The sequence below is a fragment of the Providencia sp. PROV150 genome (assembly GCF_028481025.1).
GTDB classification, from domain to species: Bacteria; Pseudomonadota; Gammaproteobacteria; order Enterobacterales; family Enterobacteriaceae; genus Providencia; species Providencia hangzhouensis.
This window is the reverse complement of the sequence record NZ_JAMPPJ010000015.1, coordinates 39003-55264: the sequence shown is the minus strand read 5'-3', so window position 1 is coordinate 55264 and position 16262 is coordinate 39003. Positions and strand designations below refer to the sequence as shown.

Sequence of the window (16262 nt, the reverse complement as noted above, 5' to 3'; positions counted from 1 at the left end):
CTATTTACCAAATATACTTTTTCAGAAGGCTGGCCATAATAAAAATGGCCAGCTGACTTTTGCGAACGCTAATATCGCTTAAACCCTTTTGAGTGTTACATGGCTTTTTCCTAATGTGGAATAAACGATACGTTTTAAAAGAGGGCTATTTGTAAGTCTTTATCTTTTATTCTTTGTTCACATATTCCTCATTCTTATAAGTTTTTCTTTTTAATTATTTCCCGTAATTGATGCTATCTGTCAGCCTCTTCTTATCATAAATTTAATGAGGAAATGTGGATGACACGTTCATGGCAGGTAACAAAATCACAATTTACGACGGCATTGCTATTACTGTTAGCAACAGGGGCTTGGGCGAAAAATATTCAATTGTTGAATGTGTCTTATGATCCGACTCGTGAGTTTTATCAGCAATATAATCAGGAGTTCAGTAATTATTGGAAAAAGAAAACGGGCGATACCGTTACCGTTCGGCAATCTCATGGTGGCTCAGGTAAGCAAGCCATATCAGTGGTGAATGGATTAGAAGCTGATGTTGTTACCTTAGCTTTAGCCTATGATGTTGATGCTATAGCACAAAGTGGCCGTATAGATAAAAATTGGATAAAAAAGCTCCCCGATAATTCAGCTCCTTATACATCGACTATCGTCTTTCTCGTTCGTAAAGATAACCCGAAAAATATCAAAGATTGGGACGACTTAGTCCGCAAAGACGTTTCCGTGGTGACACCCAACCCGAAAACCTCCGGCGGAGCACGTTGGAATTACTTAGCAGCATGGGGCTATGCGTTAGATAAAAATCAGCAAAACCCTGAAAAAGCGAAACAATTCGTTAAACAGCTCTATAAAAATGTGGAAGTACTCGATTCGGGGGCTCGCGGCGCAACCAATAGTTTTGTTGAACGCGGTATAGGTGATGTATTAATTGCTTGGGAGAATGAGGCTTTACTCGCTATCAATGAGTTAGGGGAAAGTGGGCAGTTTGAGATAGTGACGCCAAGTATTTCGATTCTTGCTGAGCCAACTGTCGCTGTTGTTGATAAAACTGTCGATAAACGTGACCGCAGGGCAGTTGCCGAAGCTTACCTAGAGCACCTCTATTCTGCGGAAGGGCAGGAAATTGCAGCGAAAAACTACTATCGTCCACGAAATGTGGAAGTGGCTCAAAAATATCAGCAGCAGTTTCCTGAGCTTAAGTTACTGACGGTAGATGAAAGTTTCGGAGGGTGGCAAGCGGCACAAGCAACTCATTTTGCGAATGGGGGGGTGTTCGACGAAATCATCCAACGCTAATACTCTTCATATTTCGCACTGTAGCGTTGTTGGCTACGTTCGCTAACCCTAGTCACATACTGGTGTATGCTTCTAGGGATTAGCTTTTCTTGCCGCCTAGCTACAGCACGAACTATTTTGAGTATTATCTGAGATGTAAACTAGGGCTAATTATTGCCACTGGTATTTGACACCTAACTGGCCAAGATAAAATGTTTGACGGTTGTTGCCACCTGAGGTGATACCTGCATTTTTTGGGTTTTCCCAAGTACTAGGTTCAACCGCGAAGCCGCCCCATAGTGTTAGTTTTGGTGTTAAGTTATAAAAAACTTGTGTCCCGACACGGTAGCCGTCTTTAACTTTCTGGGTAGTGCGTTTGTTACTATCATAGTTATGTTCATTTAAATAATAACGAAAATAAGGCATTACGCTCCAGTCCTGGTTTAACGTGATAGGAAAATAACCGCGAATTTGGTTTTGTTCCCATGTCTTATTAAAGTCTTTATCCCATGTCCAATCGGTGTATAGATAGACTTTGGCGGTTGCAGAGTCGTTGACCTTATAAACAAGTCCGTGTTCGGATTCCCACTCATAACTATTGGGGGCATGGAAATTATCGTAATGGTAAACCGCATCCCAAAAGTTAAATGCCCACTTATCATTGAAATTGTATGTCCCGCTAGGCATTAACCAAAACATAGTATTCGATGGCCGTGCCTGTGTGCCCGGTGCAGAGTCATTTGATTCCTTACGATAGGTGACATTCAAATTGAACTGACCAATATCGCTCGCATACATTTTCCGAGTAGCGCCAATTTGCGTACGATTACGAATAAAAGAGTCTTTGGATGTTGAGAAATTGTGGTTGTAGCTTCTTAATGATTCCTTATGTTCCAGAAAAAAGCTCCATTTTGATTCAGGATTCGCTAAAAATAGCTGGCCAACCATCGTGGTTTTGTCGTAGACCTTACGACCGCTGGTATTATGGTGTCCTTCAAATTTTTCGAGTTCCATATAGACGTTGGAAGAAACGCGCCAGTAATCATTATTGACCTGATCAGCTGCGAAAACGGATGTTGTCAATCCTGTGAGAGTAACAAAAAGTAAACCATTCAGTGAAGTTTTCATTTTAACCCTTTAATTTTTATGTATATTTTATTTTTTATGCCTTAGTTCAAGGCGTTAGTGTCTGGCCTTTATACCGTGGGGTATAAAGGCTAAATCATTGTTAATAATTAATAGGTTGTGTAATTAATTGATTGTGGAGTAGGTTTCACCATGACCATAAGGGAACAGCACTTTGTTACCTTGTGGGTTTTTAATATTAACGGGTAGCAACCCTTGAGGTGGGTTTAGCGGCTGGCCGTGAGTGTTAGCAAATAATGTCCGTAAACCGCTGCGAATATTGGTTTCTAACGAATTGCGGTTATTATTGGTGATATCAAATCCGGTAATACCATAGATGGCAATATTTGCGTTTACATCGTTTAGGTATGCAATGTCATAGGGGTTACGTGAAGAGATAACAACAATAGGGGTTTTAAGTTGGTTTGCAGCATCAATGATAAGCTGAGCATTCGTTGGCGTATCCTTTAAATTATAGGTCGTCAGTAATACTAAATCTTGGTTTTGAACCAGTTTTTTTGCTTCATCTTGAGTTAGCGTACTTTCATTCAATTTAACGACACTTTCGCCTGTAATAATAGCAACCCCCGTTTCCTGTGCGATATCATTTAACTGTTTTTGAATTAAGGTATTGCGTGGCTTTTCATCAGAAATAATGAAAATTCGATTCAGCGGTTTTAATTGATAGGGCAGCACATTCTCATTTTTAATTAATGTGATAGCCTGTTCAGAAACCATATTTTCAATATCTTTATGGCCTTTTGATGCGACGACTTGTTCTGCTTTCACTAAGTCTATTGGTTGTGCTGTAATTTCTTGCTGAAGCTTTTTCAGCACTACACGTTTTGCGGATTCATCAATACGTTTTTTCAGTTCTGGGTTTTTCTCTGCTTGTGTTTCTAAATAGCGGTACATGTTATCTAAACGAGAAACCGCTTGGGAGTCCCACATTTTAATTGGCATAAGAATAATATCTGAGCCAGCGAGTAACGAGGTTTCTACCGCCCAATTAATATCGAAGTTGTCAGCAATAGCCCCCATGTCCATGGCATCTGTCACTATCAAGCCATCATAGTTGAGCTCATCGCGTAAAATACCATGCAAAATAGGTTTGGAAAGCGTCGCTGGGGTGCCAACTTGTTTACCTGCAAGTGTGGTGATCTTATCGTCATCCAGTGCTGGTACAATGATATGTGCGGTCATGACGGCATCAGCACCATGAGATAACGCGTATTTGAATGGGACGAGTTCAGTGTCTCGCCATGTTTTCGCGTCGGAATTAACAACGGGTAAATCAACATGGGAGTCAGCAGAGACATTTCCATGACCCGGGAAATGTTTAAGTGACGTCAATAAATTATATTTATGAATGCCTTGAATATAGCTGGTGGCCAGAGAGCCAACTAAATTTTTATCATCTGAGTATGAGCGTACCCCAATCACTGGGTTATTTTGGTTGTTATTAACATCAACAACTGGGCCAAAATTGATATTAAAACCAAGACTGGATAGCTCATATCCGTGGATCATCCCTGTTAGCTCTGCAAGGGCTGGGTTACGTGCTGCGCCTAATGCCATATTTCCGGGCATTTCGGTGCCTACGCGTAAGCGGGTGACATAACCCCCTTCTTGGTCGGTACCAATAAATAGTGGAAGGTTACTGCGGGAAGATTGAAGTTTATTAATTAACTCCACAGTTTGTGGTGTATCAATCAGATTTTCTCTAAATAGGATCACCGAACCGAGGTGGTACTGATTGATAACCTTAGAAACTTCATCATTCATAACGAGAAAAGGAGCGGGTTCTCCATGGCTGTCTTTATTCCAATATCTGAAATCTAACATGAAGAGCTGACCAATTTTCTCAGCCTCGGACATATTATTTACTATTTCTTGTGCAGACTTTTGTTTGTCTTGCCATAATTCATTCAATTGGGCTTGTGTTATTGGGTTAGCCATTGAAAATGCACTGAAAATACAAGCACTAAGTAAAGTGAATTTCTTCATTTTTCATTTTCCCTAAGTTATTTTTCAAAAAATAATAAGTGGCTGGATATATTTATGATGTGAGAGTGCTCACAGTTGATAGTATTCTCTCTTTCAGAGTAAGAGGAATAGAGTACAAATAGATAGAGAAGGGGGCTTTATTTATCTCATTGATATTAAATAGCAAATTATCAAGAATAATTAATTTTAACCTAGAATAATTTCAACTTGATATTATTTTGTTATGTGACGTAAGTATAAATTATAATTAAATGGTATTTAAATCGACGGTAGAGCGTAAAAAATTAATGTTTTCACTAATTATTTACTTTTTAATATATTTTATTCTTATATTTAAGTAGTTTTCTAATTTAAAATATATAAGCCATATGATATTTCACATGGCTTATTTTTTTAAGAGAAATAAGTTAGTTACAAACCAAAGGTTACCATTGGTATTTTACGCCAATTTTACTTAGGTATAGCGTTTGTTTATTATCATATCCTGACGTAATTCCATTCTTTTTAGGTGATTTCCATGTTGAAGGCTCATAGGCAAACTCACTCCATAAAGTCAGTGATGGGGTGACTTGGTATTCCACGAGAGAGCCAATGCGGAAGCCATTTTTAATTTCCTGTGTTAAATAATTATTTTTATCATAGGTATTTTCTTGTAAGAAATAACGTGCATAGGGGGTGATTTTCCAGTTGGGTTTAATGGTAATGGGTAAGTACGCACGAACTTGTGATTGTAAAAAGCGGGTACTGAAATGTTTATCCCATTGGTTATCAATATAAACAGTGAATTTTGCTTTTAATGCATCTGAATATTTATAGGTCACACCAAATTCGGTTTCTGCTTCATGACTGCTGTCATTGAAATAATTACTGTAATAAAAATAAGAGAGCCAAAAGTTAAAAGACCAATCATCATTGAAACGGTACTCGCCGGCAGGAGTTAAGCCATATAAACGATTCGAAGAACGTGCTTTGGTGTTGGGTTCGACATCGTTTGACTCTTTTCTGTAACGAAAACCAAGCTCTAAGTCTGATGTTGGGGTGTTAATCATTTTCTTGATAGCATCAATTTGCGTGCGATTTCTAATGTAAGAATCCCGTGAAGTCGTGAAGTTACGGCCATGATTCCTTAAAGATTCGCGGTGTTCAAGAGCAAAGCGCCAGGCAGATTGCGGGTTGAAAAGCTTTAGTTGCCCAACGGTGCTGATTTTATCGTAGACTTTATTATTAAATGAATCCCGTTGTCCTTGATATTCTTCTATTTCCAAATAGATATTGGTATTAACTCGCCAAGAGTCATTATTTAATTCAGAGAAACAAATTGTAGGGAATATAATTATGATGCTATAGATTAAACCAACTATATATTTCATATTTATCCTTCAGGGTGAGTTTTATTAGTGTTAATTATCTAGTTGAGCGATTAGAGAGATAAATGTGTATTAACTTTTATAGATTGTCTACCGTTATTATTTAATAGATGATGAATGGTATATATAAATTAAAAATCTAATAAGTTGCATCTTGTTGTTATTTTGGGGAGTTTTATTATTGTCGGTATAAAGGTGTATTTTTATTTATAACTTTATTTAAGGTTTTTAATCATATGTTTATTTGTTAGTTTTAAATTTAATTAATAAATGTTAATTAAATTTAAAACTAAGTGGTAATTGTATTATATGGTTGGTAATTATGAGAATAATAAAAATATTGATGTGATGCTTTTATTCATGTTGGAATTAATTAAAACAAAAAAACCGCCAATATTTGGCGGTTAATCTCAAGGTATTAAAATAACCTTATTTAGATTTTTTCGCTTCAGCAGCCGCTTTAACAATAACAGCAAAAGCGTCAGCTTTCAGAGAAGCGCCACCCACTAAGGCACCATCGATATCTGGCTGGGTAAATAGCTCAGCTGCGTTGCTGGCATTAACAGAGCCGCCGTATTGGATGATAACTTGTTCAGCAATGGCTGCATCTTTTTTCGCAATATGAGTACGAATAAATTTATGGATTGCTTGTGCTTGCGCTGGTGTTGCTGATTTACCTGTACCGATAGCCCAGATTGGCTCATAAGCGATAACGGCACCTTGGAAAGCTTCTGCACCTAAAGAATTCAATACGGCATCGATTTGACGAGCGCAGACTTCTTCGGTTTTACCCGCTTCATTTTCAGCTTCAGTTTCACCAATACACAGTACTGGGATCAGGCCCTGTTCTTTTAAGACAGCAAATTTCTTAGCGACAAATTCATCACTTTCGTTGTGATAAGTACGGCGCTCTGAGTGGCCGATAATGATGTATTTGGCGCCAACATCTTTTAACATTTCAGCAGAGGTTTCACCTGTAAATGCACCTGATAGGTTAACGTCAACGTTTTGTGCACCTAATGCAATGCGACTGCCTGCTAACGCATGTTTAGCTTGAGTCAAATAAATCGCAGGTGGTGCAATAGCCACATCACAGCCATCAACGCTGCTGAGTTCATTACGCAAGCCAGCGATGAGGTCATTGACCATCTGTGTGCTGCCGTTTAGTTTCCAGTTACCCATTACCAATGGATGTCGCATGTTATTTCCTCCAACCAGAGAGTTTGAATGATTAATCAATAAGTTATTCATCACACGCTTATGTTACACGCGTAACGTGACAATGTTGTCGCCATTCACCTTCTGCATTATAAGAACAATGGATAATAATAGCTTTGCTTTTCATCATGCTTGTTCTTAGAGCGTGATCACAGTCAGTTTAGGGTGTTTGTTGTTCTAGCTTAATCGGTTCAACAGCAAAAGTAAGCACATTATTGTCACTTTTTACTAAAATATATCTTAAAGCGCCTAATCGAGCTTCTTCCGCGTGAGTTGCACTATTATTGGCAATAAATTTATTTAAGGCTTCCGTAAGCTCAGGGGCTTTATCCAGTGAAACTTCAGGGGCAAATATACGGACCATTGCCATGGTATAACTTTCCATTAATTGTCGATTTTTTTGGTTTTCTTGTGGGTTATCAGACGGTAGTAATGTGATCTGTAAACTTTTAATTTTTTCACTTCCGCGTTCTAACACCGCAGAGGAATAAATTTGTTGGTTAATTCGAGAAGCTGCTCGAATATAGGGAGCTGCGATATCTTGGCTAGCAATTACTTTATATTCATGAAGATATAAGTCTTTGTATGCTTGATTGAATTGGTTACGTAATTCAGGAATAGTGAGGTTAAAAGAAGGCGCATCAGGGGCCAAATAGGAGACCTCAAAGTCAGTATCTGGCAGCGTTGGGACTTTTTGAGCAAAAGCCAGTTGTGGCACACTAAGTACAAAAATGGTTATGATGGCGTATACAGAACGAAATAAAGTTTGGGTCATTTTTGAGCCACTCATTTTTAGTTTTCCACATTGTATCAGGATTATAGGTAATGACATTACAACAATGGGCTTTTTCCTTCAAAGGCCGTATCGGTCGCCGGCCATTTTGGGTAGGTATTGCAGTCATTTTTATTTTAATGACGGTAATTGCCCTGTTACAAAATGCACTGCTATTCTCTGAAACACTTGCTATATCGTTATTTATTTTACTACTTTACCCTTTGGCCGCTATCTTTGTGAAGCGTTTACATGACCGTGGAAAATCGGGTGGGTGGTTTGCGCTGATTTTATTGGCATTTGCTCTTTTTTCAATCGACGTCAGCCAATTTGAACCTGTATGGCAATGGGGGATAGGGCGCTTTTTACCATTATTAATTACTATGATAATGGTACTTGATTGCGGAGCTTTTGTGGGAATGGATGGTGTTAATCACTACGGTGAAGAAACAGAAACTGTGGATTATTTATAGCGTCATACCATGTGGCCCGACTACCATATAACATGAATGCTACCCTGAAAATATTTCAGGGTAGCATGCTAAATTACCAGTATTGCTCACTCGAAATATGGCCAGGTTTGCGGCGTAAATGTTTAACCATGTTACGGTTATTTTTTAGTGTATCGCGAGTGTCCCTGACCATTTCAGGGTTACCGCATAGCATAACGTGGCAGGTGTCAGGCGAAAGGGCTAGGCTAACAGCGTCTTCGAGTGCATGATTTTCAATTAAGGCTGGAACACGGCCATATAATGAACCTGTACATTGTTCGCGGCTCACCACGGTGACAATTTTTAATTTCCCTTGATATTGTTGTTCCAACTTTTTCATTAAGGGCAAATAACTTAAATCTTTCTCATAACGGACCGCGTGGAGTAAAACAATGTTCTCGAAGCGCTCAAGGTCTTTGCCTTCCTGTAAAATAGACAAAAAAGGCCCAATGGCGGTACCTGTTGATAACATCCATAAATTTTTACATTCAGGGATTTCGTCTAGAACGAAGAAACCTGCTGCTTCATCTGTGATCTGTAACGTATCATCGGGTTTTAATTGTGCTAATTTTGGGCTAAGTTTCCCTTCGGGGACGATGACAAAATAAAATTCAAGTCGGTTATCACTAGGTGCGTTGACATAAGAATAAGCTCGCTGAATACGTTCGCCTTCGATTTCGAGTGCCAGTTTGGCGTATTGTCCGGCGGTAAAGGGTTTAATTGGCGCCTCAATGACTAAGCTGAATAATGAATCAGTCCAAAATTTGGCTTCAATCACTGTTCCTGTTACCCAATTTGCCATAGATCCCACCTCTTCATATTTTAAAATCGACCATCTGAAAAATAACTCATTTTTGATGTGAATGAGCCAAAGCATGGTTCACTAGGATTTAATACTAAAACAGTTCATTATTTATGCTTATCGATAATGTGTTCCAGTGTTTTATTCTTAATATTGGTCTATTTTAAAGTTCAATGTACAGTTATGTTGACAATGCTGGCGAATATTACTGCCATTGTTGAAAAATATAAAATGTCGCACTACTACGAAAAGATGGCTGCTTTTGTTATCTTAGTCACACTCAAGCAAAACGCATTATTTGCTATTTATTAAAAATGGCATAAAAGCGTAGAGCAGTATTTTTATATTGATAATTAAGTACCTAAATAATTTTGCGTTATTACAATGAAATAATGCGGCGTTATTTTGTGTCCGAAATAGCGTGCATTTGAATTATTGGATGTATTTGAGAGAAAAATGAGAAAACTGGAACATTTTAATTTGCTATTGATGCTAATTGCATTGGCAGCGGTCGGCCAAATGACACAAACTATTTATGTTCCTGTCATTGCTGAAATTGCCGCTTATTTTAATGAGCCCTCTGGTGCTGTTCAACAAGTGATGGCGGCTTATTTATTTTCTTATGGTTTTTCGCAGTTAGTTTATGGGCCGCTATCTGACCGAATTGGTCGCCGACCTGTTATTTTAACCGGTTTAACGATTTTCTTATTTTCAACGGTTGTGGCAATTTTCGCGCCAACGCTAAATATACTTACAGTGGCAAGTGGGTTACAAGGGCTAGGAACTGGTGTTGCCGGTGTAATGGCAAGAACAATGCCTCGAGACTTATATAAAGGCACAGCGCTGCGTTATGCAAATAGCCTATTAAATATGGGGGTGTTAGTCAGCCCATTATTGGCTCCCATGTTTGGTGGAATATTAGCGCACTTTTGGGGCTGGCATGCTTGCTATATTTTCCTATTTATCTTAGGTGCCTCAGTATTATTGAGTATGTATCGTTGGCTACCAGAAACGCGGCCGGTTTCCCCAGAAAAGCACAGAATGTTGGCCTCATATCGTGAATTACTTTCAAGTGGTTCATTTCTCTCTTACCTTGCCATGCTAGTTGGTGCGTTAGCTGGGATAGCGGTATTTGAAGCCAGCAGTGGTGTATTGATGGGTGGTGTATTAGGGCTAAGCAGTATCACCGTGAGTATTTTATTTATATTGCCGATTCCTGCCGCTTTCTTTGGCGCTTGGTATGCAGGGCGAGAGGGAAAAACGTTTTATAATTTGATGTGGCACTCAGTGCTTATTTGTTTATTGGCTGGCTTTATGATGTGGGTGCCAGGCTGGTTTGGGATTATGAATACATGGACATTGTTAGTCCCAGCAGCGGTATTTTTCTTTGGCGCTGGTATGTTATTTCCATTAGCAACGACAGGGGCTATGGAGCCTTTCCCTTATTTGGCAGGTGCCGCAGGTGCACTCGTTGGCGGCTTACAAAATGTCGGTTCAGGTGTTGCGACTTGGGTTTCCGCCTTGTTACCACAGAACGGGCAGTTTAGTTTAGGATTGTTGATGTTTTTAATGTCGATGCTTGTATTGTTGTGCTGGTTACCTTTAGCAAAACGTATGAATCACTCAGAACGCATGGTTTAATAGTATATGGTCAGGCTGCAAAAGACAGCCTGACCATCAAATTACGCGCTTAGCAGTATATCAGCTTGCTTTTGTGGCGGAATGGATAGCACCGATGAATACAAGGAGCTAGGTTCCTCTTCTGACATTGATGATATAAGTTCCGGCAACATGACTCCTGAATTAAATATCACTGGTTGGTTATAATCTAGAAATTTTGTATTTTCTGCTAATTGTCCTGTTGGATTTTGAGTATTTTGTTGGAGCCAAATCAACTTTGGTACAGTATGGTCCTGCAAGTGTTGGTCTATATGAATGATTATTCCATCCAGTTTTAACTCAGGGGTACTGTCTATCGTGCCTTTTATTGTTAATTGATTTTGTTGTACTGAAAAATACCATTCCTCTATTGGTATGCTTTCTTGAATTTGTTTTTGGTCATCACTTGTCCTTAGTGTGACCCAAAAAGAGTACTGGCCATCAGGCAAGTTTAGGTGAGTAATATCCACCGTTTGTTCGAAGTTTACATCCGCAACTAAAGGTTGCTCGACTGTGTAGTAGATCACATCGGGTATTGCTGAGTAATGCCTTGCGTGAGTATCAAGGTGATTGAGCGCAATAAAGTTCAAAGAGGTATCAACCTGCGAATCTTGGCCAAATGGGTCAGATAATGAAAAATATTGTTGATGTAACCGGCCTTTTTCAACCCACTTGGCGCAAAGTGCACTTTTTGAGGTGATTTTGTCGAGATTGACTTTACCTGTCGAAAAATCAATTAAGCCTTCTTCTGTTGCTGCCCAGTAAATAGGGGCACCTTGCCAATAATTATCGAGAATCAGCTGGTTGGGTAATAAATAGCCATCACTGTTTGTTAATACACGGCAAGCTAATGAATCCGGGTTGTTATAGTGGGAGATCAACTGCCCAAGCTCTTTTTTGTAGTTCAATTCATGTACAGTAAACTGAACCAATTCGCCTTTATCTGCAATATTGAAGCTCTCTGTACGTCGGATTTGCAATACTTCGGTCGATAACCCATTCGGAGTTGCATAAGTGACGGTTAATGCATAGTCACCATTAATATCAAATGGACGGCCAACCCCTGTTTTTAGGTTATGGTAATCGGCCGGCAAGCTTCCTATGGTACGGTCAACCGTGATGGTGCTATAAGGGTGTGGGGTATTATCTGCCATTTTAGTAAACTGATGCTGTATCCAATAAATCGCTACATCACGTTGATGAGGGAATTGCTCAATTTGCGTTAGGTGATAATATTTTGAGTAATTCTGTTGAGTTAGTGTGACCCATTGTTTGTTAATTTGATCCCAGCGTTGATAAAAACCGTCTCCTGCAAACCCGCCATCTTCAGTATCCTCCCCTTTAGTTTTATTGCTTTGCCAGCGTATTCTTTTGCTTAAAAATTGGTGAATTTTTTGGTTGTAGACATCAGGATGAGGCAAAAATGCATCATAAGCACCGCTCCTAAAAGGCACAAAACTAGAAAGCATGGTCGGCATAGCCTGTTTTAAGTGACTATGGAGATCGTGATAAGTGATATAATATTGCCTAGATTGGTTATAAGCTGGGTTTTTGCCATGGCTGTGAGGGTCGTAAGGGTATATTAACTGATCATTCTCACCTTTTATGTCGGTATGAGGCAAACCAAGACCGTGACCAAAAATCTCATGAAACATCACGTTAGGTTCATGAACCCCGCCACCGTGGTTGGGCGACCCAAGCCCTAATAGCGCAGTGCCAACATTTGAAGGTAGGGTTTCAATCGCAGTATATTGATAATCAGAATCAGCATTGTTAGCAGTTTGGTATTTATGACTATTATTATAAGCCCAAAAAATTTGTGCACTGGGGTGATAGTCAATCTCTTCAGAATTATCATAATGAGGATGAATAAACGGAATGGTGTTGCTATTGGTGTCAGTTCTAAGTGGCGTTAAGCTTGGGTGACTCACCGTAGCAGGAAGGCTATGCACTGTGAGCTGTCCAATCGGTAAAACTGTTACCGCTTCTTTTCCCCAACTTAGCGGGGAAGATGAATAAACGCCATGACCTTGTTGATATAAACTGTGATTATCAACCTGAACAATTAGATGGCTATCAAGGGTAACATTAGGTGAAAATAGACCATATTGGTTGGTTTCTTCGGTGATAATGGGTTTGCCATTAACAGTGATAACGAGGTTGATATCCGGTTGTATCCACTCGCCTTTTAGCGGAGCAGTAAAGCGTTGCTGATGCCAATTTTGTGCGGAAACATTCATCTTTTGGGGGAGCGCTGTTAATTTTTGGGGCAAATGATCCGGGCCAGTTAGTCTCACTCGACCTAATATTTTTCTTTCTTTATTGCTGACGATGGCTTCAATATTAGGGGATTTAGCCGCCGTTTCGCTAGTAATTTCTACATTCAATAACGCCCAGCGGTTAGCCGTTAAGCTCATATGCTTATCGGTCATATTCTGCAGGTGAGTTTGCGCAAGTTGAATATGATGGATTTGCATATCACTTGGTGTTGGGTTGTAACGCCGTTGAGGTTCATGATAAACAGGGTCTGGAGTGGAATATGTGCGTTTACCAGGAATGCGCAGTTGTGGTGCATTTGCGGTTTGTAACTGAATGGAAAGGGGTTGGGATTGCTGCCCATTAGGTTGCATAGCGATAAAATCAAATTGATCTGAGTGGGTTTTAAATTTGGCGTTATTGGCAATGTATTGCCATTCGTTGGTGGTGTTATTTAGCGTTAATTGACCAAATTTGGGCTGCTCAAGGATTTTGTAACCCTTAATATGGGGGCTATTTGGTAGTTTTCCTGTTATGGCACCTACAACTAACTGATTTGGGAGCTCATCTGGGTTTTCTGCTACTAAAATAGGTAGAATTTGAGGAACGCTTTCTTGCGCATCATGTCGAGAGATCGCCGGTTTTGTTTGTTTCAATTGGAACTGGCGAAAAATGATATTTTCACCAACAAGTTTTAAGGTATTCTTTTCATAGCGGATTTTAACCGCAGGAAGCTGATTTACTGCCATTATTTTATTTACATCGGTTTCGACAGAATGGGCAATCTGTTGCCAAGATGATGTTTTTGTAATTGGAACGTCATGTAAAGACAACACCTTGTTATACTTCATATTTTCTATAGATATTGAGAAATATTGGCTGTTTTTTCGTAACTCATCGGTTAGCTTCAATGAGTTTATTGCTTGGGTTGGTAGGGTGATAATTTGCTGGAAACTGTGATTTTCTAAGGTGCGGCTGGCTTGCTCAATAGGCTCTACTGGATTAAGTTCATCAATGAGTTGTTGGGTCGATGCTGATGGTTTTTTGTGTTTATTTTTGACTATCAATAAACTGCCGCCGGTGAGTTCCAACCAATGGCGAACTAGCTCGACTTGTTTGTCATTGGCTTTTTCAGGCAAGACTACGATGTTATAATGGCGATGCCATTGCCCGCTTGGTAATAATAAATCAGCGAGCTGAGCTTGTGCTCTGGTTTCTCCATTAATCCATTCATGGGGTGAATTAAAGCTTTCGACAAATAAATTTTGCTTGGGGTGGAAACTAAATCCAGAGAAATGTTCAGTACAGAGCGCACTCAATAAATAAGTTTTTTTATTTTCACCCGCTAGCCGGGGGTTATTATTTAACCAACTAAATAACTTAAATGCTTTTTCGCCGTCAGCTGATTGTTCAGGGTTATCCTTTAATGCATTTATTAAGGTGGTATCTTGTTGAATAATTGCCACTCTCCCTTTTTTATACCATCCTAGTTGTAAGTTGTCTTGCTGTATCTCATCAGCAAATATTTTAAGGTTATCCATTACCATAATCCATTTTTTGAGGGTTAATTTTGAATTTTATTGAAATATTATTCTAAATAAACTGCAAAAAACGGTCTAATTTATTATTGTTTTAATAACTGCATTTTCATTGATTAACTAATTAGTTATTAGAAGAAAGTCATACTTGTAGGGATAAAATAAAAAAGGCCATATGATTCATATGGCCTTTGGGATATTAGAAATAAAACAGATTAAAAGATGGATTAGCCACGATCTTCCCACTCTTGGGCACGAGCTACGGCTTTTTTCCATCCCTCGTATTTGAAATTACGTTCCGTCGTTTCAATACCTGGTTTGAATACACGCTCAATGGTCGCCTTGCTCTGTAACTCATCAAGATTACTCCAGAAACCAACGGCTAAGCCTGCAAGGTAAGCGGCTCCCAATGCAGTGCTTTCTCGCACTTCAGGGCGTTCAACAGGAGTACCTAAAATATCTGACTGGAATTGCATTAAGAAGTTATTGGCGACAGCGCCACCATCAACACGTAGTGCTTTTAAGCGCTCACCTGAATCTGCTTGCATTGCATCAAGTACATCACGGGTTTGATAAGCGATAGATTCTAATGTTGCACGGATAATATGGTTGCGGTTTGCACCACGTGTCAGGCCAAAAATAGCACCGCGCGCATATGGGTCCCAATATGGAGCTCCCAAACCAGTAAAGGCAGGAACAACATACACGCCATTGCTGTCTTTCACTTTAGTGGCAAAGTACTCTGAGTCTGTTGATTCATCAATTAATTTCAATTCATCACGCAGCCATTGGATAGAGGCACCTCCGACAAATACAGCGCCTTCAAGTGCATAATTGACTTCACCTTTTGGGCCACACGCGATAGTCGTCAGTAGGCCATGATTTGAACGTACAGCAGTCTCTCCCGTGTTCAGAAGTAGGAAACAGCCTGTTCCATAGGTATTTTTGGCCATTCCTGATTTGACACACAGTTGGCCATACAGAGCGGCTTGTTGGTCTCCCGCCATTCCTGAAATTGGAATACGAGTCCCACCTTTCCCCCCAATATTGGTTTGCCCGTAGACTTCGGAAGAAGGGCGCACTTCAGGAAGCATTGCTCGTGGAATATTGAGCGCTTTGAGAATTTTGTCATCCCACTCGAGGTTACGGATATTGAACAACATGGTTCGAGAGGCATTGGTATAGTCGGTGACATGAACACGCCCTTGTGTCATTTTCCAAACGAGCCAAGTATCGACAGTTCCAAACAGTAACTCCCCTTTTTCAGCTCGCTCACGTGCACCTTCAACATGATCTAAAATCCATTTGACTTTTGTACCGGAGAAATATGGGTCAACAACCAGACCGGTGTTTTGGCGAATATACTCTTCTAAATCGCGGTCATTTTGTTTCAGATGGGTACAAAAGTCAGCAGTACGGCGACATTGCCACACAATTGCATTATAAACAGGCTTACCTGTGGCTTTTTCCCAAACAATAGTGGTTTCACGTTGGTTAGTGATCCCAATCCCAGCGACTTCATCGGTACGGATATCCGCTTTAGCGAGTACTTCCACTAGTGTTGAGCTTTGTGATGCCCAAATTTCCATTGGGTCATGTTCCACCCAACCTGGCTTAGGATAAATTTGGGTGAATTCACGTTGTGAAATACTGACAATATTCGCATCATGGTCGAGTACGACAGCACGTGAGCTGGTTGTGCCTTGGTCGAGTGCAACAATATACTTTTTCGCAATAGTGGTTTCAGTAGTCATA

Annotated in this window: 12 protein-coding genes; 4 read left to right on the top strand and 8 right to left on the bottom strand. The window is 39.8% G+C overall.

Features of this window, described 5'->3' with window-relative positions; genetic code table 11:
• Positions 1 to 279 precede the first annotated feature (279 nt).
• The gene (locus PSE83_RS12055) at positions 280 to 1293 is read left to right on the top strand and encodes a sulfate ABC transporter substrate-binding protein (protein ID WP_272660874.1); all 1014 of its coding nucleotides are present in this window, start codon (positions 280 to 282) and stop codon (positions 1291 to 1293) included.
• A 150-nt stretch (positions 1294 to 1443) separates the two neighbouring features.
• Here PSE83_RS12055 and PSE83_RS12050 read toward each other — a convergent pair whose 3' ends face one another.
• From PSE83_RS12050 to PSE83_RS12030, 5 genes are all read right to left on the bottom strand, one after another.
• A complete protein-coding gene (locus PSE83_RS12050; RefSeq protein ID WP_004265276.1) occupies positions 1444 to 2400 on the bottom strand; it encodes an OmpG family monomeric porin in 957 nt (318 codons plus the stop codon).
• 123 nt (positions 2401 to 2523) lie between these two features.
• Positions 2524 to 4404, bottom strand: a complete 1881-nt coding sequence (locus PSE83_RS12045; protein WP_172767496.1) for a glycoside hydrolase family 3 protein — start codon at positions 4402 to 4404, stop codon at positions 2524 to 2526.
• Between the two features lie 425 nt (positions 4405 to 4829).
• On the bottom strand, positions 4830 to 5774 hold the full coding sequence (locus PSE83_RS12040; RefSeq protein ID WP_004265280.1) for an OmpG family monomeric porin: 945 nt from the start codon (positions 5772 to 5774) through the stop codon (positions 4830 to 4832).
• Between the two features lie 426 nt (positions 5775 to 6200).
• Positions 6201 to 6971, bottom strand: a complete 771-nt coding sequence (tpiA, locus tag PSE83_RS12035; RefSeq protein WP_094961895.1) for a triose-phosphate isomerase — start codon at positions 6969 to 6971, stop codon at positions 6201 to 6203.
• Positions 6972 to 7149: 178 nt separating this feature from the next.
• Positions 7150 to 7779 (bottom strand): DUF1454 family protein, encoded by a 630-nt coding sequence (locus PSE83_RS12030; RefSeq protein WP_172412255.1) that lies wholly within the window; start codon positions 7777 to 7779, stop codon positions 7150 to 7152.
• A 35-nt stretch (positions 7780 to 7814) separates the two neighbouring features.
• Here PSE83_RS12030 and PSE83_RS12025 point away from each other — a divergent pair, with 35 nt between their 5' ends.
• Complete coding sequence (locus tag PSE83_RS12025) at positions 7815 to 8234, top strand: DUF805 domain-containing protein (protein ID WP_094961896.1); 420 nt, start codon at positions 7815 to 7817, stop codon at positions 8232 to 8234.
• A gap of 73 nt (positions 8235 to 8307) precedes the next feature.
• Here the strand turns inward: PSE83_RS12025 and fpr are convergent, their stop codons facing one another.
• Entirely contained in the window at positions 8308 to 9054 is a 747-nt protein-coding gene (fpr, locus tag PSE83_RS12020) for a ferredoxin--NADP(+) reductase (RefSeq protein WP_196724876.1), read from the bottom strand.
• Between the two features lie 183 nt (positions 9055 to 9237).
• Between fpr and PSE83_RS12015 the strand changes: the two genes are divergently transcribed.
• Both PSE83_RS12015 and emrD read left to right on the top strand, forming a co-directional pair.
• Positions 9238 to 9366: a hypothetical protein gene (locus tag PSE83_RS12015; RefSeq protein WP_256372551.1), complete on the top strand. Its 129-nt coding sequence runs from the start codon at positions 9238 to 9240 to the stop codon at positions 9364 to 9366.
• Between the two features lie 144 nt (positions 9367 to 9510).
• Entirely contained in the window at positions 9511 to 10695 is a 1185-nt protein-coding gene (emrD, locus tag PSE83_RS12010) for a multidrug efflux MFS transporter EmrD (protein ID WP_094961898.1), read from the top strand.
• 41 nt (positions 10696 to 10736) lie between these two features.
• Here the strand turns inward: emrD and PSE83_RS12005 are convergent, their stop codons facing one another.
• Together PSE83_RS12005 and glpK are read right to left on the bottom strand one after the other, a co-directional pair.
• Positions 10737 to 14510, bottom strand: coding sequence for a hypothetical protein (locus tag PSE83_RS12005; RefSeq protein WP_272660873.1), 3774 nt, complete (start codon positions 14508 to 14510; stop codon positions 10737 to 10739).
• A gap of 224 nt (positions 14511 to 14734) precedes the next feature.
• Positions 14735 to 16261 (bottom strand): glycerol kinase GlpK, encoded by a 1527-nt coding sequence (gene glpK, locus PSE83_RS12000; RefSeq protein ID WP_004265295.1) that lies wholly within the window; start codon positions 16259 to 16261, stop codon positions 14735 to 14737.
• Position 16262 lies beyond the last annotated feature (1 nt).

Coding starts and splice junctions, on each gene's coding strand:
- PSE83_RS12045 (WP_172767496.1), bottom strand. CDS start 4,404: ATGAAGAAATTCACTTTACTTAGTGCTTGTATTTTCAGTGCATTTTCA.
- PSE83_RS12055 (WP_272660874.1), top strand. CDS start 280: ATGACACGTTCATGGCAGGTAACAAAATCACAATTTACGACGGCATTG.
- PSE83_RS12030 (WP_172412255.1), bottom strand. CDS start 7,779: ATGAGTGGCTCAAAAATGACCCAAACTTTATTTCGTTCTGTATACGCC.
- PSE83_RS12050 (WP_004265276.1), bottom strand. CDS start 2,400: ATGAAAACTTCACTGAATGGTTTACTTTTTGTTACTCTCACAGGATTG.
- glpK (WP_004265295.1), bottom strand. CDS start 16,261: ATGACTACTGAAACCACTATTGCGAAAAAGTATATTGTTGCACTCGAC.
- emrD (WP_094961898.1), top strand. CDS start 9,511: ATGAGAAAACTGGAACATTTTAATTTGCTATTGATGCTAATTGCATTG.
- tpiA (WP_094961895.1), bottom strand. CDS start 6,971: ATGCGACATCCATTGGTAATGGGTAACTGGAAACTAAACGGCAGCACA.
- PSE83_RS12015 (WP_256372551.1), top strand. CDS start 9,238: ATGTTGACAATGCTGGCGAATATTACTGCCATTGTTGAAAAATATAAA.
- PSE83_RS12005 (WP_272660873.1), bottom strand. CDS start 14,510: ATGGATAACCTTAAAATATTTGCTGATGAGATACAGCAAGACAACTTA.
- fpr (WP_196724876.1), bottom strand. CDS start 9,054: ATGGCAAATTGGGTAACAGGAACAGTGATTGAAGCCAAATTTTGGACT.
- PSE83_RS12040 (WP_004265280.1), bottom strand. CDS start 5,774: ATGAAATATATAGTTGGTTTAATCTATAGCATCATAATTATATTCCCT.
- PSE83_RS12025 (WP_094961896.1), top strand. CDS start 7,815: ATGACATTACAACAATGGGCTTTTTCCTTCAAAGGCCGTATCGGTCGC.